The sequence below is a fragment of the Marinomonas primoryensis genome (assembly GCF_013372285.1).
Taxonomy (GTDB): domain Bacteria; phylum Pseudomonadota; class Gammaproteobacteria; order Pseudomonadales; family Marinomonadaceae; genus Marinomonas; species Marinomonas primoryensis.
The window spans coordinates 3,731,361-3,751,862 of the sequence record NZ_CP054301.1 but is presented as its reverse complement, the minus strand read 5'-3'; the positions used below and the strand labels follow the sequence as shown (position 1 = coordinate 3,751,862).

The following is a 20,502-nucleotide window of genomic DNA, read 5'->3' as shown; positions in this document are numbered from 1 at the left end:
TGCGGCTTTTAAATTATTCTAAATATTAATAACTTAGGCATTTTTCCACTTCATTCGCGGCACCTAAAATAACCGCCACACGTTGGTGTATGGCATCTGGTTGAATGTCTAGAATGCGTTGGGTGTGCGTATGCGCTTTACCACCGGCTTGTTCTAGTAACATTGCCATAGGATTTGCTTCGTACATAAGGCGCAATTTACCTGCTTTAGAAGGATCTTTTTTGTCCCAAGGGTAAATAAAGATGCCACCACGACAAAGGATGCGATGGACGTCACCCACCATAGCTGCAACCCAGCGCATATTGAAGTTTTTACTACGGTCGCCTTCCTTCCCTTTCACTAGGTCATTCACATAGTGCTGCATACTTGGAGACCAGAAACGTTGGTTAGACATGTTGATGGCGAACTCTTGAGTCTCTTTTGCGACCTGGATTCTCTCATGCGTCAGTGTGAATACATGTTTTGTTGGATCATAAGTAAACATGTTAACGCCATCGCCCGTGGTGAGGACTAGCATTGTGGATGGGCCGTAGAGAACGTAACCGGCAGCGACTTGCTCTTTTCCAGGAATTAGAAAGTCTGCTTCTGTCGCAGGTTCTTTACCAGTTTGACGATAAACCGAGAAGATGGTGCCGACCATGGCATTGATGTCGATATTCGAGGAACCATCTAACGGGTCAAATGCAATGAAATATTCCCCATCTGTGTTGGCTGGTACTATGTAGTCTTCTTCTTCTGAAGCAATCGCTCGAACCGCAGGGCAAGCTATCAGCGCTTCCTTCAGCATGTCGTTAGAAATAACATCGAGTTTTTTTTGTTCTTCACCTTGAACGTTTTCATTACCAGCCATACCTAGAATGCCAGCTAGAGAGCCTTGTTTTAGCGCATCTGAAATGGCGATACAGGTGTCTGTTGTGACGGCTAAAACGGACTGTAATGTTTTCGGGGTCGAACTGGATGCTAAAACATCAGGTAGGTTTTGCATGATTTGGCATTTCCTTATTATTTGAAGTGGTTGAAATTATGCCACTCTAGACTCTAAGTGTCAGCCAAGGTGGTGTGATGAGGATAAAATAAATAGGGAAAGCGAGTATTTTCAGATAGTCTACGAAAAATGCTAAGAGGAATGACTATGTCTGCGTTTTTAATACACAATTTAGAACTCGATGGTAAAGGTGGAGCAAGTGTATTGTCCGCAACGGATTTGCCCACTTCCCTTCCTATTCAAGGTTGTCGGTGGGTGCATTTAGATTGCAGTGACGAAGAAGGGTACAACTGGCTGTCTAGTTTAGAAGGTCTCCCTGAAACGGTAGTAGAAGCTCTGTTCGCCGAAGAAACACGTCCTCGTACGGTTAAAATGGGCAACGGCTTATTAGTGACGTTGCGCGGCGTGAATTTGAATCCAGAATCAAACCCTTCCGACATGGTTGCTTTGCGACTTTGGGTAACGCCGCATTTTATTATATCGAGTCGACGTCGTCGCTTATTATCCGTTCAAGACATTGTGAGAGACCTTGCGAGTAATGAAGGCCCGACGAGTACAGGAGACATTCTTTCAACACTAACGGAAACGCTGACAGGTCGTATGGCGAAGGTTATTAATGGACTGGAAGATGAACTGGCGGATCTGGAAGAAAGTATCGGAGAAGGAATTGAAGCGGGACAGCGCGACTCTCTGGTTCAGCGTCGTCTTGAAACAATTCGACTAAGACGCTTCTTAGTGCCTCAAAAAGAAGCGATTAATAAGTTGTATCAGGAATCCTTATCTTGGATGACAGTGGATCAGTCGGCCCAAATTCAAGAAGCGGCCAATGATATTACTCGCTATGTAGAGGGCTTAGAGTCACTGCGTGAGCGTTGCTTGCTTATGCAGGAAGAGTTCACCAACTTGCAAGCTGAAAAGATGAACGCCCGAATGTACGTGCTTTCCATTCTTTCTGGGATTTTTATGCCATTAGGGTTTTTGACAGGACTGTTTGGTATCAATATCGGAGGAATGCCTGGTACGGACAGCGGCGCGGCATTTTGGTTGTTTTGTACGGCTTTGGTGGTTTTAGGGGGTGGGCAGTTTATTCTGATGCGACGCAGTCGCTGGTTTTAGCGTGTCTAAACGATTCAAAGCCGCACCCTTAAGCGAGCGGCTCTGAATACATTTACACTATCGCTTTAGCGTTTTAATGCCGTCTTTGGTTGCTAGCAATAAAACATCTGCAGAACGTTTTGCGAATAATCCATTTGTTACTACACCAACGATCCCATCAATGCTTTTCTCTAAAGCGATAGGGTCAAGAATGTCTAAATTGTAGACATCAAGTATGTAGTTGCCGTTATCAGTGACGACGCCTTCACGATAAACTGGATCTCCGCCCAGTTTTACTAATTCACGTGCCACATGCCCGCGAGCCATAGGAATGATTTCTACTGGTAATGGAAAGTCGCCTAACACCTTTACGAGTTTTGACTCGTCAGCAATACAAACAAACTCATCGCTGCATGCTGCGACGATTTTTTCACGGGTCAATGCCGCGCCACCGCCTTTGATGAGGTGCAAGTTGTCATTGGATTCATCTGCGCCGTCCACATAAACACGAATACTGTCGACGCTGTTTAAATCATAGACTGGAATACCGTGTTTTTTTAGGCGTGCTGCCGACGCTTCAGAGCTTGCGACAGTTCCGTCAAAGATGCCTTTGTGCTTTGCCAGTTCATCAATAAAGAGATTCGCCGTAGAACCTGTGCCAACACCGACAATCGTATCGGCTTCTAACATAGGGAGAATATAATCAACGGCGGCTTTGGCAACCGCTTGCTTTAATTCGTCTTGAGTCATAGTGATTGTCGCCTTTTATTATGGTTTTGCTAGGGGCTGTATTATGGGGCTTATTTCTAATGATAAGCCTCCTCTGATGGTGCGGATATTATAAGCACTTCAAGTCTTGATTGTTACCCTGTTGGATCATGTCAATGACGGATTTTATGCGATTTTTATGTGTTGATAGAGAGCATCGGTCTTTGCGTGAAGGGGGTTGAAAGGGTATATTTCCTATTCGTTTTTTTTGACTAGCAAAGTCAGCGTAGGTGTCGTTAAGAATATCGCGTTGCCGATTTATATTCGTTTAGGAAGCACTATGCCCCATACCATGATCAAAAAAATTCTACAGGCGCGCGTTTATGACGTTGCCGTAGAAACACCATTGTCTCGTGCCAATCAGTTATCGACTCGATTAGGTAATGAGATTATTTTGAAACGAGAAGATTTACAGCCTGTTTTCTCTTTCAAGATTCGTGGGGCATACAATAAAATTTGTCAGCTAACACCTGAAGAGCGTGCTCGTGGAGTGATTGCTGCATCAGCAGGAAATCATGCTCAAGGTTTGGCGTTGGCGGCAAAAAAGCTTGGCATCCAAGCAACGATTGTGATGCCAGCGACTACGCCAGAAGTGAAGGTCAACGCCGTGCGTAATCATGGCGCTGAAGTGGTTTTATTTGGTGATGCCTTTGATGAAGCGTCTGCAAAATCCCTTGAAATTATGGCGCAGACAGGTCAGGTCTATGTTCATCCATTTGATGATCTTGATACGATCGCAGGACAAGGCACAATTGGCATGGAAATCCTCCATCAACATGAAGGCAATATCGATGCTATTTTCATTCCCGTTGGTGGTGGTGGTTTAATCGCCGGTGTATCTGCCTACATCAAATATCTTCGTCCAGACATTAAGATTATCGGTGTTGAACCCGTCGATGCGGCTTGTTTAAAAGTTGCCTTGGAAAACGGTAAGCCAACTCGCTTGGCGCAAGTCGGTATTTTTGCCGAAGGGGTCGCCGTAGCGGAAATTGGTAAACATACCTTTGCGATCGCTAAAGATACGGTTGATGAAGTGATTACCGTTACTACCGATGAAATGTGCGCGGCGATAAAAGACATCTACGATGATACTCGTGCGATTACTGAACCCGCAGGCGCGTGTGCCTTAGCGGGTTTGAAAAAATACATTGAGCGAGAAGACGCGAAAGGCCAAACATTGATTGCCATCAATAGTGGCGCGAACGTGAACTTTGATCGCCTTCGCCATGTATCTGAGCGAGCCGAGCTAGGCGAAAAGCGTGAAGCGATTATTGCCGTAAAAATTCCAGAACATCCTGGCAGTTTTAAAGATTTTTGTCAGGCGTTGGTTGGTCGAAACATTACCGAATTTAACTATCGTTATGGTGATGATCAACAAGCGGTAATTTTTGTCGGCGTGGCGTTAGGTGGCAGCCCGCACAGCCGAAAAGAGTTGTTAGAAGATCTAAAAGACTACGAAATTACGGACTTAACCGATGACGAAACCTCGAAGGTTCATGTTCGTCATATGATTGGCGGGCATTTACGCAGCGACAAAGGCGAATTGCTTTATAGTTTTGAGTTTCCAGAACGTCCTGGTGCGTTGTTGAAATTCTTAAATACACTGGGTGGACAATGGAATATTTCCATGTTCCATTATCGCAATCATGGCGATGCCTACGGCCGAGTCTTAGTTGGTTTACAGGCGGTTGGTGAAGAAGCCGATGTGACGCATTTTTTAGATGAACTTGGTTATCCTTATCAGGACGAAAATAACAACGAAGCTTGCAAGCTGTTCTTTCGCTAAAAGTACGAAAGTCAGTTATCATTAGCGCAACTATTTTCTTGAATTCAGCCCTCTGATTGTTACCGATCAGAGGGCTGTGTGATTCTGACATGTCGCCATCATTGGGGGCCTGTTTACTGTTTAAAGGTCTTCTTAGTGAATATTCAAACTCTTCTTAATCTACGTATTCAGGCGGCGATGGTTGCCGCTGGTGCGTCTGATACGGCGCCAGCGTTAGTGCGCCAATCGGCGAAATCCCTCTTCGGTGATTACCAAGCCAATGGCATTATGGGCGCCGCGAAAGCGCTTAAAATGAACCCGCGTGATTTTGCTCACGCGACGTTGGATAAATTGGACTTATCAGACCTTGCCGATAAAGTGGAAATCGCCGGTCCGGGCTTTATTAACATTTTTTTGAAAAATGTTTTTTTGAGTAAAGAATTGGTGAAATTACGCACCAGCGAGCGTCTTGATGTAAACCCAGTTGAGGCACCAGAAACGGTTGTTGTGGATTATTCAGCACCAAACCTTGCCAAAGAAATGCACGTTGGTCATTTGCGCTCAACGGTTATTGGTGATGCCGTTGTCCGCACGCTGGAGTTCTTGGGTCATCACGTTGTCCGTCAAAACCACGTAGGCGATTGGGGTACTCAATTCGGTATGTTGTTGGCGTACATGGAACGTTTGCGTGCTGAGAACACCAAAATCAGCATGGCGCTTGCGGATCTTGAAACCTTCTATCGTGCGGCTAAAACTTGCTTTGACGAGGATGAATCCTTCGCGGCTCGTGCTCGTGAATTAGTCGTTGCTTTGCAGTCTGGCGATGAAGAATGCTTGGTGCTTTGGGATGAGTTTATTAATATCTCTATGACTCACTGTGAAGAAACGTACAAAATGTTAGGTGTTTCTTTAGAACGTCAGCACGTGATGCCAGAAAGTGCTTATAACGATGACTTACAGAACGTTATCAATGAGTTAAAAGATCAAGGCTTGCTGCAAGAATCCAATGGTGCTCAGTGTGTTTTCATGGAAGAGTTTGCCAATAAAGAAGGCGAGATTACACCAATCATCGTACAAAAAACGGGTGGCGGTTTCTTGTATGCCACAACAGATTTAGCGGCGGTGCGTTTCCGTCAACATACCTTGAATGCCAATCGTGTGTTGTATTTTGTTGATGCACGCCAGTCTTTGCATTTCCAACAAATTTTCACCTTGTCTCGCAAAGCGGGCTTTGTGAAACCAGAAACACAACTGGAACACATGCCTTTTGGCACCGTGATGGGTAGTGATGGGAGACCTTTTAAAACTCGTTCCGGTGGCGTAGCGAAATTGTCAGACTTATTGGAAGAAGCGCAAGAGCGTGCTTATCAATTGGTGGCCGACAAAAATCCAGACATGGGAGAAGAGGAATTGCGTAACATTGGCCGCGTTGTTGGCATTGCATCGGTTAAGTACGCGGATTTGTCAAAAAACCGTACCAGCGATTACGTGTTCAATTGGGATACTATGCTGAGCTTTGAAGGCAACACAGCGCCTTACTTGTTATACGCATATTCTCGCGTAGCAAGCATTGTTAAGCGTTCTGAGATCGATGGCGCAAGTTTAGCGGGCGACATCGAGATTGAAGCACCACAAGAGCGAGCTTTAGCGATGAAGCTATGCCAGTTTGAAGAAGCTATTCAACAAGTTGCTAACGATGGTATGCCGCACTTCTTATGCGCCTACTTGTACGATTTAGCGGGAACCTTCATGAGTTTCTACGAAGCTTGTCCTATTTTGAATGCCGAAGATGATGTGAAAAACAGTCGTCTACAATTGGCATTGAATACGGCGTCAACCTTAAAAAAAGGTTTGTCTTTGTTAGGAATTGAAACCTTAGAGCGCATGTAATGTTTGCTTGAATAATGTTTAATTAATAAACGAAAGGCGCTTTCTTCTCGGAACAGCGCCTTTTTAATAGATAGAAAAATGCGTTAAAAGAGGCGAAAGAATGGCATGAAAATTTATATCGCGTACACCGGTGGCACGATTGGTATGGTACCGTCTGACAATGGGCTTGTGCCTGATGAGGCCTTTGCTGAGCAGCTGGCTCAACAGTTGGGTGCTTCCAACGAGATTACTCATGACTTTGTCATCCAACGTTATGAGCATTTAATTGATTCATCGAATGCGACACCGAAAGATTGGCAGACGATTGCTAGCGACATACAAAGCAAATGGCAGGCGTTTGATGCGTTCATTGTATTACATGGAACGGACACCATGGCTTATACCGCGGCGGCCTTGTCTTTTATGTTTGCTCATAGTGATAAGCCGATTATTGTCACTGGTTCGCAAGTGCCTATGTACAAAGTTCGAAGTGACGCCATGATCAATGTCATGGGCGCTATTTCTGCCTGTGAAGCGTCAGTCTATGAAAAAGCCGTGAACGGCGTGTTCCTATTCTTTGCCGGTCGATTGATAGAAGGCGATCGAGCTCACAAAGCGCACACCAGTGACTGGCAAGCCTTTAATTCGCCACACCAACCAGAGCGTGGCGTGTTAGGCATTGACTGGCGCTGGCGTGATGTTGATCTGACGCATCAACGGATGACGATTCAAATTCCAGAGATGAAAGAAAGTGCGGTCACCATATTGCCTGTATTTCCTGGTGTGCAAGCGGAACATTGGCAAGGCTTATTAAATGAAAACGTCAAAGGCGCGGTGTTATTGAGTTATGGTGCGGGCAACGCACCAGACAAAAACACGGCGCTTCTGGCGCTTTTAAACGCCGCCACAAGCCGAGACGTAGTGATTGTGAATGTTAGCCAGTGTGGCGCAGGAAGAGTAGCTGCAGGTGCTTATGCGGCGGGTTCGGCATTGGTTCAAGCAGGCGTTGTTTCTGGTGAAGACATGACCTATGAGGCAGCGTTTGTGAAATTGCATTTTCTAATTGGGTTAGGGTTAAGTGCTGAGGAAATAAAAGCTATTTTTTGAGTTATTTTAGTTTGGTGTGACGTTTTCTGTTCTTACTTAAAAGGGAATTTAAATGGCGTTTTTGTATGTGCTTTTAGTCGTTATTTGGTCGACGGGGTTTATTACCGGAAAACTCATCGTCGGTCTTATCGATCCTAACGTGTACTTGGGTATTCGCTTCTTTTGCGCTGGTTTGCTTTTCCTCGCCATTGCCTTGGTGCAGCGTCGACATTTTCCTAAGTGGAAAGAGCTGCCTAAACACATTATCGCTGGCATGCTGATGAATGGCTTCTATCTTGGCTTCGCTTATGTCGCCATCGCCAAAGGCTTGCCTGCAGGTATCATGGCGCTGATAGGTGCTTTACAACCGGCGTTAGTTACCTTGCTTGCTTTCTTAATAATAAAAGAGAAAACGTCGTTAAAAGGCATTGTCGGTATGCTGATTGGCATGGTCGGTTTAATGTTGGTGGTGAGCCCCGCCTTAGGGCTGGATATGAATCACGGCGGTGTGTCCTTATTTACCTTTGCTTTGGCTTGCTCGGCCATATTTGCTCTGTCTCTTGGGGTGACCTATCAAAAAATGTCGATATCATCCTCGGATATTTTCAGCTCAATGGCGATACAAAATCTCGCTGCCAGTGTGGTGTCTTTTGGTTTTGTGCTTATTTTAGGTGAAAGCCTTTTTCGCGTGCAGCTGGAATCGGTCTTACTGATGTTTTGGGGCGTGATTGTATTGTCCGGCGGCGGCGTATTTTTAATGGTGTGGTTGCTGAGAAAAGTCAAAGCCTCGCAAGTCTCAACCGTCTTATTACTAGCGCCACCTTTGGCGGCGATAGAAAGTTATTTCTTATTCACAGAGTCCATGACAACGATTCAGATCGTCGGCTTTGTGGTGACTATCACTGGGGTGTATTTGAGTCGAACTAAAGCCAATAAGGAATAATCACATCACACTGGCAGAAAATAACCATGATGCAAAATGTAGATTACTTTTTAGCGAGTAAATTCAATCTTGCTTCGGCTCTATCAATTAAGGTGCCGAAACGTTCGAGTTCATCGACGTGATGATCGAATTCAATTTTGCTGGGCAGAAGTTGACTGTTGGTTTGTAGATGGTGGACCAGTTGTATTCTGGTATTGGTGGTGAATTCTTTGCTCCAAGACCATTGCATGCGCAGCAAGCGAGCTAAAGCAGAAGCCGGCAAGTCACCGATGTAATCCGCCAGTAATCCTTCCCAATCGAGTTCAAAATTCTCCATGACTTTATGCAAGGTCATCAAAGCTTGTGCGTTGCCTTGGATGCGTAGGTCTCCATCAAAAAAGCCATCACCTTCAAGCAATTTTCGATACGCGTTACTTGGGCCTTGAACAAGCGTATCAAGGCGTGGGTCCAGCTCTATTTCGTCTAGACTTTCTGGACGATGCAGCATGACGCCTTGTTCGAGAATATGAATTTGTAATATGAACGAAAAATCTTCTACAAAGAGAAAGACTTGTTGTCCCGCTAATTTATTCAGGCGATGTTGAGAAGGCAGATCCTGCTTAAGCGCTAGGTTGATAGCATTTTCAATGGCGCTGATGGCGGACAAACTGAGTGAACCCATAGAGATCTTCCCGGTGATTAATGATAAAAGCTAAAGCTGATGGATTTGTATCACCGAAGTGTCACGCGTCTGGCCTTCTTTTTCAAGGCGATCTAGGTACATTTGCCAGAGTTCGTCATGATTCTGGCCGATATTATAAAGATAGTCCCAAGAGTAAAGACCGGTGTCGTGGCCATCGTCGAAGGATATTTTTAGCGCGTAGTTGCCAGCGCCTTCGACGTTACTAATGGCGACGTCTTTTTTACCAAACTGCAGAATCGGCATTTTCATACCGTGTCCGCGAACTTCGGCGGACGGAGAGTGAATTCGTAAATACTCGGCGCTTAGACGGAACGCTTGACCGTCGGCGAACGTTAGCGCCAACTCACGAGATTGCTTATGGTAGTGAATTTTTGTCGGCGCAGGCGTTGCCATGGTGCAGATTTCCTTTTTTAAAGTGTAGACACCTTCAGTGAAAGCGTCGTGTTACTCATTACAAAATGTATTTGCTCAAGTCTTCATTCTTAACGATTTCGCCCAGCTGCTCATCAACATACGCGGCTGTTATTTCAATGGTTTGATCGTCAGGCATGTCGCTGGCGGAATAAGACACTTCTTCTAGTAAACGTTCCAGCACAGTGTGTAAGCGACGCGCACCGATGTTCTCTGTACGTTCGTTCACCTGAAAAGCAATCTCAGCAATCCGCTGAATGCCTTCTTCGGTAAAGTTGAGGTTGATATTTTCTGTCTTCGCCAGAGCAACATACTGTTTAGTGAGAGACGCGCTTGGTTCAACCAAAATGCGTTTAAAATCGTCTACCGTCAAGGCATCCAGTTCCACGCGAATGGGCAAACGACCTTGCAGCTCAGGAATCAAATCTGATGGTTTAGACAGATGAAAAGCACCAGAAGCAATGAATAAAATGTGATCCGTTTTGATCATGCCGTATTTTGTGCTGACGGTACAACCTTCAATCAAAGGTAATAGATCACGCTGAACGCCTTCGCGCGATACTTCACCGCCTGAGCGTTCAGAGCTTTTTGCGACTTTGTCTATTTCGTCTAAGAAAACGATGCCGTTTTGTTCTACCGCGTACACCGCACGAGCTTTCAGTTCTTCTTCATTGACCAGTTTAGCCGCTTCTTCATCTCGGACTTGGCGTAAAGCTTCTTTTACCTTCAATTTACGTTTTTTGGTTTTTTGCGATCCAAAGCTTGAAAACATGTTTTGCAACTGGCTGGTCATTTCTTCCATGCCTGGCGGCGTCATAATTTCGACACCCATTGGTGAATCAGCAACGTCGATGTCGATTTCTTTGTCGTCCAATTGACCTTCGCGTAATTTTTTACGGAAAGTTTGACGTGTGCTGCTGTCTTCTAACTCTGGATCTCCGCCACGAGCTGGCGGTAATAAAACGTCAAGGATGCGATCTTCGGCTGCGTCTTCGGCTTTATGGCGCAGCTTATCCGTTTCTTGTTCGCGAAGCATTTTGATGGCCATTTCGACCAAATCACGAATAATGGATTCTACGTCGCGACCAACATAGCCCACTTCGGTGAATTTTGTGGCTTCAATTTTGATGAACGGCGCGTTGGATAGCTTGGCTAAACGGCGAGCAATTTCGGTTTTACCCACGCCCGTCGGCCCTATCATTAGAATGTTTTTTGGCGTAATTTCGGCGCGTATCTCTTCAGGAAGTTGCATGCGACGCCAGCGGTTACGCAGCGCAATGGCCACGGCTCGTTTTGCTTTTTGTTGGCCAATAATGTGTTTGTCTAAGGCGTTAACCGTCTCTCTTGGGGTCATGCTGCTCATTATCAATTCTCTTCTATTCTTGAATGATGTAGTGGATCGCGTATCGGCCTTGGGTTAGGCGGATTGGTCTTCAAGTTGTGGCTCAATCGCGATTTCTTCAATGGTTAAACTGTGATTGGTGAAGACACAAATATCCGCGGCAATGTTGAGACTTTTCTCAACGATTTCTTTGGCCGATAGATCTGTGTTGTCGATCAGAGCGCGAGCTGCCGCTTCTGCGAAGTTACCGCCAGAGCCGATGGCAAGTGCGCCGTGTTGAGGTTCAACGACATCACCTGTACCAGTGATGATTAAGGTGCTGTCTTTGTTAGCGACAATAAGCATGGCTTCTAATTTGCGCAGAGCTCTGTCTGAACGCCAGTCTTTAGCAAGGTCAACCGCGGCACGAACAAGATGCCCTTGGTGTTTTTCGAGTTGGCCTTCGAATCGTTCGAATAGGGTGAAGGCATCGGCTGTGCCGCCGGCGAAGCCTGCAATCACTTCTCCACGATATAAGCGACGCACTTTTCGAGCATTGCCTTTCATCACGGTGTTGCCTAAAGAAACTTGTCCATCGCCGCCTACGACGACTTGGTTGCCTTTACGTACAGTAAGAATCGTTGTCATGGTCTACTCCAGTTTCGATTCTAATAAAATGGGGGCGAGCGAGAGGATTTCAAGCAATGATTGCACACAAGAGACGCTTTCACTTTATGTATGCAATATGGACGGATATCTGAAGGGGACTATTGCTCTTTTTTGACTTTATAAGAGTAGGGCGATATTTCCATCGAAACGAGTTTGTCTTCAGCCCGATTCATTTTGGAACGAGATTCATAAGGTCCAAGAGTAACACGGTACCAAGGTTGCTCGCCTTTGCCGATGGTCTTGCGAACATTGGCTTCGACTAAGCCCGATATGATTAGCCTCGCTCTCATGCGGTCGGCGTCTTCTGGACTGCGAAAAGAAGCGGCTTGTAGCATGTAATAAAAATCTTGTTCGCCGCGAGGTGTTGACTGGTAAGCGTCAACATGACTGGTATCGACTTCGCTGTCCTGCAGTATTTGATAAAATTCAAACGTGTCTTTTTTAGGTACTGGTTTTATTTTCACTTCTTTGGGTGTGATTTTAATTTCTTTAGGCAGCGGTTTTACTATGGCTTTGATTTTTTCGACTGGCTTAGATTTGGGTGTTGGCGCAACTTGATTGAGTTGCATTAATCCGTAAATAAAAGCCACAAGAATAGCGGGAACTAAAAGCCATAACCACCAAGCGGTTTTGCGTTTCGGCGGAGGAGGTGAACGTCGAGTCGCGCCTTTTCTGGGACGACTTCCTTTTGCTGCTATTTGCATGGGATTAAACATAATTAGGGCTTTTGGCTTTTTTAAATATTAGACGTCAATTACGACGCGCCCATTATGCTTGCTAGATCAGTAAGTTTCCAGTGGATCGACGTCGATTGCGAAACGAATTTTATGCTGCCTTGTGGATTGTTCTAACCAATCTGTCATCATTTGGGTCGCTTGATGTAAAGGCGCACGATGAGCAGATTTGATGGAAATAAGTGCTCGGTGCTGGCCTGCTTTACGAACAATGATTGCCGCGTAAGGGCCAACCAGATAAACGTCTTTTGCAAAGAGGGGTTCAAGGTCATTGCGCATCGCAGACAAAAGCTGCATAGCTTCTTGTTCATTGCCGGATTCAGCTCGTACGATGACTTGATGGTAAAAGGGCGGTAACGAGAGCGATTTTCGCTCTGCTAATCCATCGATGGCAAAGTGTTCGTAACCCAAGTTGCACAAACATTCGATCGCGGCATGATCTGGATGATAGGTTTGCAGCAAAACATGCCCCGGTTTTTTTGCGCGACCTGCACGACCAGCGACTTGTGTTACAAGTTGAGCAGTGCGTTCCATACCTCTAAAGTCTGAGGAAAACAGCCCTGCGTCAGCGTCCATAATCACGACTAAAGTAACGTTCGGAAAATGGTGACCTTTCGCCAGCATTTGTGTGCCAATCAGAATGGCTTGGTCATGCTCATGGATTTTTTGGGTCAGCTTTGCCATCGCGGACTTGCGCTGAGTGCTGTCTCGGTCAATTCGTAAAATGGGCACGTCTTTAAAAAGGGTGCTGAGTTGAGTTTCAACCTGCTCGGTGCCTTCGCCCACGGTAAACAGTTCTTCTGACTGACATTCTGGACACGTGTGTAGCAAGGCTTTTTGCGTATCGCAATGATGGCAATGCAGTTTGTTGGCGCGTTTGTGGACAGTGAGATTGACATCACAGTGATCGCAGGCCGCAATCCAGCCGCATTGATGACACATTAACGTCGGCGCGTAACCGCGCCGGTTTAAGAATATCAATACTTGTTCTTTGCGATCTAAGCACAGTTTGATACTAGCAAGGGCGTGTTCGCTAAAGCCGTGAATCAAGGTTTTTCCTCGAAGATCCACTCGTTCCATTTTTGGAATGTGCGCATTGCCCGCTCGCTTACGAAGTTTAAGCCAAGTGAATTTCTTTTGAAGCGCATTAGTCAGGCTTTCGTAGGACGGTGTGGCCGATGCTAATAAGACAGGAATGTCTAAGCTTTGCGCGCGTTTAATCGCGAGATCTCGAGCGTGATAGCGAAAGCCTTCGTGTTGTTTGTAAGAGGTGTCGTGTTCCTCGTCTATCACGATGAGCCCAAGATTTGGTGCAGGAATAAACGCCGCAGAGCGCGTGCCGATGATGATTTTTGCATGACCGCTGGCGGCCAATAACCAAGCATCTAGGCGCTCTCGATCACTCATGTTGGAGTGCATCAGTACAATGTCGGTATTGAAGCGTATTTCAAAGCGCTTCAATGTTTGAGGCGTCAGACCAATTTCTGGCACCATCACGAGAATTTGCTTTCCCTCTTCTATGAGGCGTTCCATGACCCGTAAAAACACTTCGGTTTTGCCGCTGCCCGTTACACCATCTAATAATGCAACATTAAAATGATGACGCGAGTCTAATAACTCTTCTGTGGCAATCGCTTGTTCTGGGTTTAGCGTAGGAGGTACTTGAGTTTGGTGGGCGTGTTTTTCACCACCTTTATTAAAGGAGCGAGGCTCTCTTCGGAGTAGGCCTTTTTCTTCTAAGCTTTTCCCGGCAGCAGGGGCAAGATCTAGAACCGATGCCGCGTGTTGGCTCAAGCCATGCGGGTGTTGTTGAACGGCTTTAAGAAAGTCTTGCTGTCGAGGCGCTCGGCTGAGTTGGTCAAGAGGGAGCTTTTGCCCTTCTGGTGTCGTCAGCCACCAATTTTCTGTGCGGAACTCAGCGTTCTCGCCTTTTCGTAACAGTACTGGTAAGGCATGAAAAATCACATCCCCAATGGGGTGATGATAATAACGCGCGGCCCATTCGCACAATGCCATGAGTTCTTTTGTGATGACGGGGCTTTCATCATGCAATGACGTGAGAGGTTTGACTTGCGCTGGATCCCAGTCGCTGGTCTCGCTTAAGGCGACAATAACACCAAGGCGGGTGCTCTTTCCGAAAGGCACTTTAATCCGCATGCCTGGTTTTAGCTCGTGTCTTAATGCGATGGCTTTCGGTACTTTGTAGTCAAACAAAGTGCGCATCGGTACTGGTAAAGCGACTTTGATAAAAGGGTAAGGAGTAAGAAGCGCCTCGGACATGCGTTAGGTTAGACCTTGTTTAGTAAAGCAAAAATAGAGTATATCGACGAAGAATTAAGTGTACGTCAGAGTAGTGGTTCGGTGCGAGAGGCAATTTTATAAGAAAAGCATGATAAAAGGGTTGCTGATTAGGCAATAGACACCTAAAATACGCGATTCTTGGCACCACTGTACAATGTCTGTACAACGAAACGTGCGGTGCTTGGCGCGGCAATAGCCCATCTATATCGACCAAGTGGCGGCACACCAAACTTTAAGGTAAATACGATGAAAAATGATATCCACCCAACTTACTCTGCGCTTGTTGCTACTTGTACTTGTGGTAACACTCTGAATCTTAATTCAACTGCTGGTAAAGACATGCACCTTGATGTATGCAGCAACTGCCACCCATTCTACACAGGCCAACAAAAAATGTTGGATTCTGGTGGTCGTGTTGATCGCTTTAACAAGCGTTTCGGAGCACGTCGTACCGCCAAGTAATTGGTGGAATGACAGTGATTGCATTAAAAAAGCGCCAAGTTTTCTTGGCGCTTTTTTTGTTTTTGTCCCTTGCTGTTCAGGCAAATGAACCGTGTGAAGCAACAGGCGAACTCGAAAAAGCGCGAATCAAGAGAGTAGTGGATGGCGACACCATACACCTTAGCGATGGTCGAAAAGTTCGATTAGTTGGCATTGACACGCCAGAGCTCGACCATAAAAAGGGTCAGCATGAGGCTTATGCCGTGGACGCGACAGACTTTTTACGCTCCCGTCTTGATCGCTTTGTGTACATTCAAAAAGCAAAAGATGAGCGTGATAGATACGGTCGCTATTTGTACTACCTTTTCGATAAAGATCGTATTTCATTAACGAGTCAGTTACTATCCGAAGGACTTGGTTATCGTATTGCTGTCCCTCCAAATCTGGCATATCAAGCATGTTTTGAGGCAGCTGAGAACTCAGCTCGCAATGCGCATAAGGGATTATGGCAGCAAACTTTGCAATGGCAGCCAAAAGCTGGATTTGCATTTTCTCGTGTCACCATCACTTCAATTACTCAGAACCGAGGCGGTTGGTGGCTAGAAACCAATCGTGATCTAGTGATCAATTTGCCACCCAACGTAACCGATTATTGGCCTGCCCAAAAAGTGTTTTATCTTGAAGGTAAGGAAATAGAAGTGCGAGGTTGGCAGCATCAAAGAAAAAGTCGACATTCAGAGTTTAAGTCTTGGGTTCTGTCGGTAAGACATCCCAATGATTTGCTTGAAATTAAAGCGTCTACCAATCGTTGATTGATAGAATATTCCTATGGTTTTGCACTTTTAAGTAATGAGTAGATCGTCTATTCTGATATATCAAAAAATATAAGGTGCCACTTTTGAAGCTCTCTAGGCTTTGGAACAAGGCGCTATTTGGCTACGATAAAACTAATTAATTACACCAAACAGACGGAAACATCATAATGGCAGAAGATATTAAGCAAGCTGCACTGGACTACCATGAGTATCCAGTACCTGGAAAAATGAGCTCTACTATTACTAAGCCAACGGCAACGGCACGTGACCTTGCTTTAGCTTACAGCCCAGGTGTGGCAGAACCTTGTCGTGAAATTGCAAAAGACCCAGAAGCCGCTTACCGTTACACAGGTAAAGGCAATCTAGTGGCTGTTATTTCTGATGGTTCGGCGATTCTTGGACTAGGTAACCTAGGTCCATTGGCTAGCAAACCCGTAATGGAAGGTAAAGGGTTGTTGTTTAAACGCTTTGCTGGCATTAATTCTGTTGATGTGGAAGTTGAATCTGAAAGCCCGCAAGCGTTTATCGATACCGTTGCTCGTATCGCAAACACCTACGGCGGTATCAACTTAGAAGACATTAAAGCGCCAGAGTGTTTTGAGATTGAACGTCAGTTGATCGAGCGTTGTTCTATCCCTGTTTTCCATGATGACCAACACGGTACAGCTATCGTAACGGCGGCTGGTCTATTGAATGCGCTGGAACTTCAAGGTAAAGACATTGCCGACGCGAAAATTGTTTGCCTAGGTGCAGGTGCAGCGGCAACGGCTTGTATGAAGCTGATTATTGCTTGTGGCGCACAGCGTGACAACATTTTCGTTCTTGACCGTAAGGGTGTTATTCATTCTGGTCGTGACGATTTGAATCAGTTTAAAGCGATGTTTGCGATTGATACTGATAAACGTACTTTGGACGATGCGATTGATGGTGCTGATGTTTTTATTGGTGTATCAGGTCCTGATCTTTTCTCTGCTGATCAGTTGGCTAAAATGGCGCCAAATCCAATCGTGTTTGCTTGTTCAAACCCTGATCCAGAAATCAATCCTGAATTGGCTCGTGCGACACGTGATGACTTGATCATGGCAACAGGCCGTTCTGATTACCCTAATCAAGTAAACAACGTACTTGGCTTTCCTTTCATCTTCCGTGGTGCTTTAGACGTTCGCGCGACTAAGATCAACGAAGAGATGAAAGTGGCAGCGGTTCATGCATTGAAAGATCTTGCGAAAGAAGAAGCGCCAGCTGATGTGGTTGAAGCGTACGGCGGTTTAGCATTGAGTTTCGGCAAAGAGTACATCTTGCCAAAACCAATGGACGCGCGTTTGCTAAACGTGGTTTCGGCGGCGGTTGCTAAAGCAGCGGTTGATTCTGGCGTTGCTATGCTTCCATACCCAGATTTTTACCCGCTTGAGAGTCTTGATCACTTCGGTGCTTAAGTAACATGCGTATTGTTTAAAAAGGCGATTCCTGAATAAGGTATCGCCTTTTTTTATGAGCGTTTTTATCATTTGTTAATAGGGCGTATTAGCATGAAAGTCGCAATATATTGTGGTTCCTCAGAGGGCAATTCACCTGATTACGTGAAGGGCGTGGAAGCCTTGGGCGTATACCTTGCTAAGCAAGGCATTGATGTTGTCTATGGAGGTGGTAACGTCGGTTTAATGGGCGTTATTGCTAATGCGACATTACAAGCTGGTGGAAGAGTGATTGGCGTCATTCCTGCTCATCTTAAGTCAAAAGAAATTGCCCACCCAGGTTTAACTGAGCTTCATGAGGTTGCTAATATGCATGAGCGCAAGGCCAAGATGGCGGAATTAGCGGATGCTTTTGTGGCACTGCCTGGCGGCGTAGGAACGTTGGAAGAAATGTTTGAAATATGGACATGGGGTCAGTTAGGTTTACATGATAAACCTTGTGCTTTTTATAATATAAATGGTTTTTACGATCCGCTGTTCGCTATGGTAGATAGCATGCATCAAGCAGGATTTGTGAAGCAGTCTTATATAGATATGATCATTAAAGCGGAGGCCCCCGAGACATTAGTATCAGCATTTAAGACGTATAAAGCCCCGTCGCCTAAATGGTGTTAGAGACTTGAAAAACGTCAGGATGTAGACTGACGCTTTTTCTAAGTCGTATGCTATATGATCAAAAGAGGTTTTCGAGTGCGTTGTTTTCTTGTTTTTCTTCTTGAGACTCATTACCGCTATTATTGTTTAATGATGGCAAATTAAGGTCACGTTGTGGCGGTACGTGATCCTTTCTGAATATCTCAAAAATAGCATTTGATTGCCCCGGTAACGCACGTTCTCCTGTTTTGGGGTCGATTCGTACGGTTACCAAAGAAGACGGTTTTGGCACAAAATCAGGCGTTGTGTCTTTCAGCGCATCGCGCATGTAGTCAATCCATGGTGGTAGAGAGACTGAACCACCCCATTCGCCACGACCCAGAGGGGATGAATTATCAAAGCCACTCCAAACTGAGGTTACTAGGTTGCCATTAAAACCAGAAAACCAAGCGTCGCGGCCATCATTGGTCGTCCCAGTTTTTCCTGCAATGTCATCGCGCTGAAGTACTCTAGCGCGTCGCCCAGTGCCGTATTTAATAACGTCACGCATCATGTCATAGACGATATAGTTTACTTCTGGGTCCAGTACTTGTGGAGCGACAGGCAAACTACGGATGCCCTTTGGTGTATCAAATAGGCCCATTTGAGGTTCGCCATCAGTGGTTTTTTCAAGCAGGGTGCAGGTTAAGCACACCGTGATCGGGTTGGCCTGGAATAAGGTCTGATTGTTTCTGTCTATAACGGTATTTATTAGGTACGGCTGTACTTGATATCCGCCATTAGAGAACACGGCGAAGCCCGTTGCTATTTGCAAAGGGGATAAGTTCGCACTGCCTAAAGACAAAGATAAGTTGTGCGGAAGTTCATTCGGATCAAACCCAAAGCGGCGTAAGAAATCGAGTGTTGGGCGAACTCCTAGCTCGTCCAATAAGCGAACAGACACAATGTTTTGTGAGCGATAAAGCGCTTGGCGCAATCGTGTAGGCCCGTAAAACTTACCGCCGTCATTGGTTGGACGCCATGCCGAAGCGAGGTTTGTATCATTAAAAACCACAGGTGCGTCATTGATAATACTGGCTGCGGTATAGCCTCTATCCAATGCACTAGCGTAAATAAAGGGTTTAAAATTCGACCCCGGTTGGCGCTTAGATTGAGTGATTCGGTTAAATTTATTTTCATAAAAATTAAAACCACCTACTAGCGCCTGAATCGCACCATCTTTGCTGTTTAGGGAGATTAACGCCGTTTGTACTTCTGGTTTTTGTGCTAGCAACCATTCAAGATTATTGTCTGGACGTAAGCGAACAATGTCTCCAGGGACAAGGACATCTGCGACAGTCTTGGGCGATGGTCCCTGTGAATCTTCACTGAGGTAGGGCCTTGCCCATTTTACTGCATCCCAGGACAAGGTGGCACGTTTGCCGTTTGCCAAACGCACATCAGCCGTGGTCTCTTGAGTTGAGATGACAAGCGCCGTTTGCCAATCTTTTAATCCATCAATGTCTTGTAAGGCTTTTTCTTGTTCTTCTAGCGGTGCGTCAATCAGGTCGATGCGCGTTTCAATAGATCCCCGGTAACCGTGACGCATGTCGTAATTTAATACACCATCGAACACGGCGGCGTTGGCGGCTTTTTGTCTGCCTGCGTTGATTGTCGTGTAGACGGTCATGCCTGTACTATAAAGGTCATCTCCAAAGGTGCTATAAAGTTCTGAGCGGACCATTTCAGCGATGTAGCCAGCTTCTATGTCTGGCATGATACCGTGGTTTTTCGCGGTAATGGGGGCTTCAACTGCTGTTTGATAAGCGTATTTATCGATCATACCGAGTGACAGCATACGTTGCAGAATCCAGTTCCGACGGATCAGCGCACGAGAAGGGTTCACTACAGGATTAAAGCGAGATGGTGCTTTTGGTAGGCCGGCGATCATAGCCAGCTGAGCAAGGTCTAGCTCGTTTAGGTTTTTGCCGTAATAAACTTGTGCCGCGGCTTCGAATCCATACGCGCGATTCCCCAGGTAGATTTTGTTGACATAAAGCTCAAGAATTTCGTGTTTACTGAGTTCGCGCTCCATCTTTAGGGCAATAAAAATTTCAGTAAACTTCCGAATGTACGTTTGTTCGAATGACAAAAAATAGTTTCTGGCAACCTGCATGGTGATCGTACTACCACCACCTTGTTTTTGTCCGGTGGTGATCAATTGCATCACAGCTCGTCCTAAACCGAGAATATCGACACCTGGATGATGATAAAAATTGGTGTCTTCTGCCGCTAAAATAGCTTGTTCTAGACCTTGAGGAATTTCAGAGTAATTAATAGGGGTACGGCGTTGTTCACCAAACTCACCAATGAGTTGGTTATCCGCAGTGTAGATGCGTAATGGAATGCGTAACTCAATGTCTTTTAGTTCGGCAACAGTAGGAATGCGATCTTTGACCGTGTAATAAACTGCATACGTGATTCCAATTGCGCATAAGGCTCCAAAAAGCCCGAGGAAAAAGAGTATCTTGAATGTCTTAGCCATATAAGCCTAATTAATACTGGATGG

At 45.6% G+C, this 20,502-nt stretch carries 18 protein-coding genes; 9 read left to right on the top strand and 9 right to left on the bottom strand.

Annotated elements, in window-relative coordinates; translation table 11 throughout:
- Positions 1-25 precede the first annotated feature (25 nt).
- Positions 26-985, bottom strand: coding sequence for a class 1 fructose-bisphosphatase (locus tag MP3633_RS17485; protein ID WP_176336500.1), 960 nt, complete (start codon positions 983-985; stop codon positions 26-28).
- Between the two features lie 147 nt (positions 986-1,132).
- Here MP3633_RS17485 and MP3633_RS17480 point away from each other — a divergent pair, with 147 nt between their 5' ends.
- Positions 1,133-2,101, top strand: a complete 969-nt coding sequence (locus MP3633_RS17480; protein WP_176336499.1) for a zinc transporter ZntB — start codon at positions 1,133-1,135, stop codon at positions 2,099-2,101.
- Between the two features lie 57 nt (positions 2,102-2,158).
- Here the strand turns inward: MP3633_RS17480 and rpiA are convergent, their stop codons facing one another.
- Positions 2,159-2,830 carry a ribose-5-phosphate isomerase RpiA gene (gene rpiA, locus MP3633_RS17475; RefSeq protein WP_112135081.1) on the bottom strand — a complete coding sequence of 224 codons (672 nt, stop codon included), beginning with the start codon at positions 2,828-2,830 and terminating at the stop codon, positions 2,159-2,161.
- A 298-nt stretch (positions 2,831-3,128) separates the two neighbouring features.
- Here rpiA and ilvA point away from each other — a divergent pair, with 298 nt between their 5' ends.
- From ilvA to MP3633_RS17455, 4 genes are all read left to right on the top strand, one after another.
- The gene (gene ilvA, locus MP3633_RS17470) at positions 3,129-4,634 is read left to right on the top strand and encodes a threonine ammonia-lyase, biosynthetic (RefSeq protein WP_112135079.1); all 1,506 of its coding nucleotides are present in this window, start codon (positions 3,129-3,131) and stop codon (positions 4,632-4,634) included.
- 135 nt (positions 4,635-4,769) lie between these two features.
- Complete coding sequence (argS, locus tag MP3633_RS17465) at positions 4,770-6,503, top strand: arginine--tRNA ligase (protein WP_176336498.1); 1,734 nt, start codon at positions 4,770-4,772, stop codon at positions 6,501-6,503.
- A 105-nt stretch (positions 6,504-6,608) separates the two neighbouring features.
- Positions 6,609-7,589: an asparaginase gene (locus MP3633_RS17460; RefSeq protein WP_176336497.1), complete on the top strand. Its 981-nt coding sequence runs from the start codon at positions 6,609-6,611 to the stop codon at positions 7,587-7,589.
- 52 nt (positions 7,590-7,641) lie between these two features.
- Positions 7,642-8,511, top strand: coding sequence for a DMT family transporter (locus MP3633_RS17455; protein ID WP_176336496.1), 870 nt, complete (start codon positions 7,642-7,644; stop codon positions 8,509-8,511).
- A gap of 43 nt (positions 8,512-8,554) precedes the next feature.
- On the opposite strand, the gene MP3633_RS17450 is transcribed toward MP3633_RS17455, so the two are convergent.
- From MP3633_RS17450 to MP3633_RS17425, 6 genes are all read right to left on the bottom strand, one after another.
- Positions 8,555-9,172, bottom strand: a complete 618-nt coding sequence (locus MP3633_RS17450) for a ubiquinone biosynthesis accessory factor UbiJ (protein ID WP_176336495.1) — start codon at positions 9,170-9,172, stop codon at positions 8,555-8,557.
- 30 nt (positions 9,173-9,202) lie between these two features.
- Positions 9,203-9,586: a gamma-butyrobetaine hydroxylase family protein gene (locus tag MP3633_RS17445; protein WP_176336494.1), complete on the bottom strand. Its 384-nt coding sequence runs from the start codon at positions 9,584-9,586 to the stop codon at positions 9,203-9,205.
- A gap of 58 nt (positions 9,587-9,644) precedes the next feature.
- Entirely contained in the window at positions 9,645-10,967 is a 1,323-nt protein-coding gene (hslU, locus tag MP3633_RS17440; RefSeq protein WP_176336493.1) for an ATP-dependent protease ATPase subunit HslU, read from the bottom strand.
- Between the two features lie 54 nt (positions 10,968-11,021).
- Positions 11,022-11,573, bottom strand: coding sequence for an ATP-dependent protease subunit HslV (hslV, locus tag MP3633_RS17435; RefSeq protein ID WP_112135059.1), 552 nt, complete (start codon positions 11,571-11,573; stop codon positions 11,022-11,024).
- Positions 11,574-11,692: 119 nt separating this feature from the next.
- Entirely contained in the window at positions 11,693-12,310 is a 618-nt protein-coding gene (locus MP3633_RS17430; RefSeq protein ID WP_112135057.1) for an SPOR domain-containing protein, read from the bottom strand.
- Positions 12,311-12,376: 66 nt separating this feature from the next.
- The gene (locus MP3633_RS17425) at positions 12,377-14,608 is read right to left on the bottom strand and encodes a primosomal protein N' (protein WP_176336492.1); all 2,232 of its coding nucleotides are present in this window, start codon (positions 14,606-14,608) and stop codon (positions 12,377-12,379) included.
- A gap of 267 nt (positions 14,609-14,875) precedes the next feature.
- On the opposite strand from MP3633_RS17425, the gene rpmE reads away from it, so the two are divergent.
- The 4 genes from rpmE to MP3633_RS17405 all read left to right on the top strand — a co-directional run bounded on the left by rpmE (position 14,876) and on the right by MP3633_RS17405 (position 17,975).
- On the top strand, positions 14,876-15,091 hold the full coding sequence (gene rpmE / locus MP3633_RS17420) for a 50S ribosomal protein L31 (protein ID WP_112135053.1): 216 nt from the start codon (positions 14,876-14,878) through the stop codon (positions 15,089-15,091).
- A gap of 8 nt (positions 15,092-15,099) precedes the next feature.
- Positions 15,100-15,882: a thermonuclease family protein gene (locus MP3633_RS17415; protein ID WP_176336491.1), complete on the top strand. Its 783-nt coding sequence runs from the start codon at positions 15,100-15,102 to the stop codon at positions 15,880-15,882.
- A gap of 170 nt (positions 15,883-16,052) precedes the next feature.
- The gene (locus tag MP3633_RS17410; RefSeq protein WP_176336490.1) at positions 16,053-17,321 is read left to right on the top strand and encodes a malic enzyme-like NAD(P)-binding protein; all 1,269 of its coding nucleotides are present in this window, start codon (positions 16,053-16,055) and stop codon (positions 17,319-17,321) included.
- Positions 17,322-17,414: 93 nt separating this feature from the next.
- Positions 17,415-17,975: an LOG family protein gene (locus MP3633_RS17405; protein ID WP_176336489.1), complete on the top strand. Its 561-nt coding sequence runs from the start codon at positions 17,415-17,417 to the stop codon at positions 17,973-17,975.
- Between the two features lie 58 nt (positions 17,976-18,033).
- Here MP3633_RS17405 and MP3633_RS17400 read toward each other — a convergent pair whose 3' ends face one another.
- Positions 18,034-20,478, bottom strand: coding sequence for a penicillin-binding protein 1A (locus tag MP3633_RS17400; protein WP_176336488.1), 2,445 nt, complete (start codon positions 20,476-20,478; stop codon positions 18,034-18,036).
- Positions 20,479-20,502: the final 24 nt, after the last annotated feature.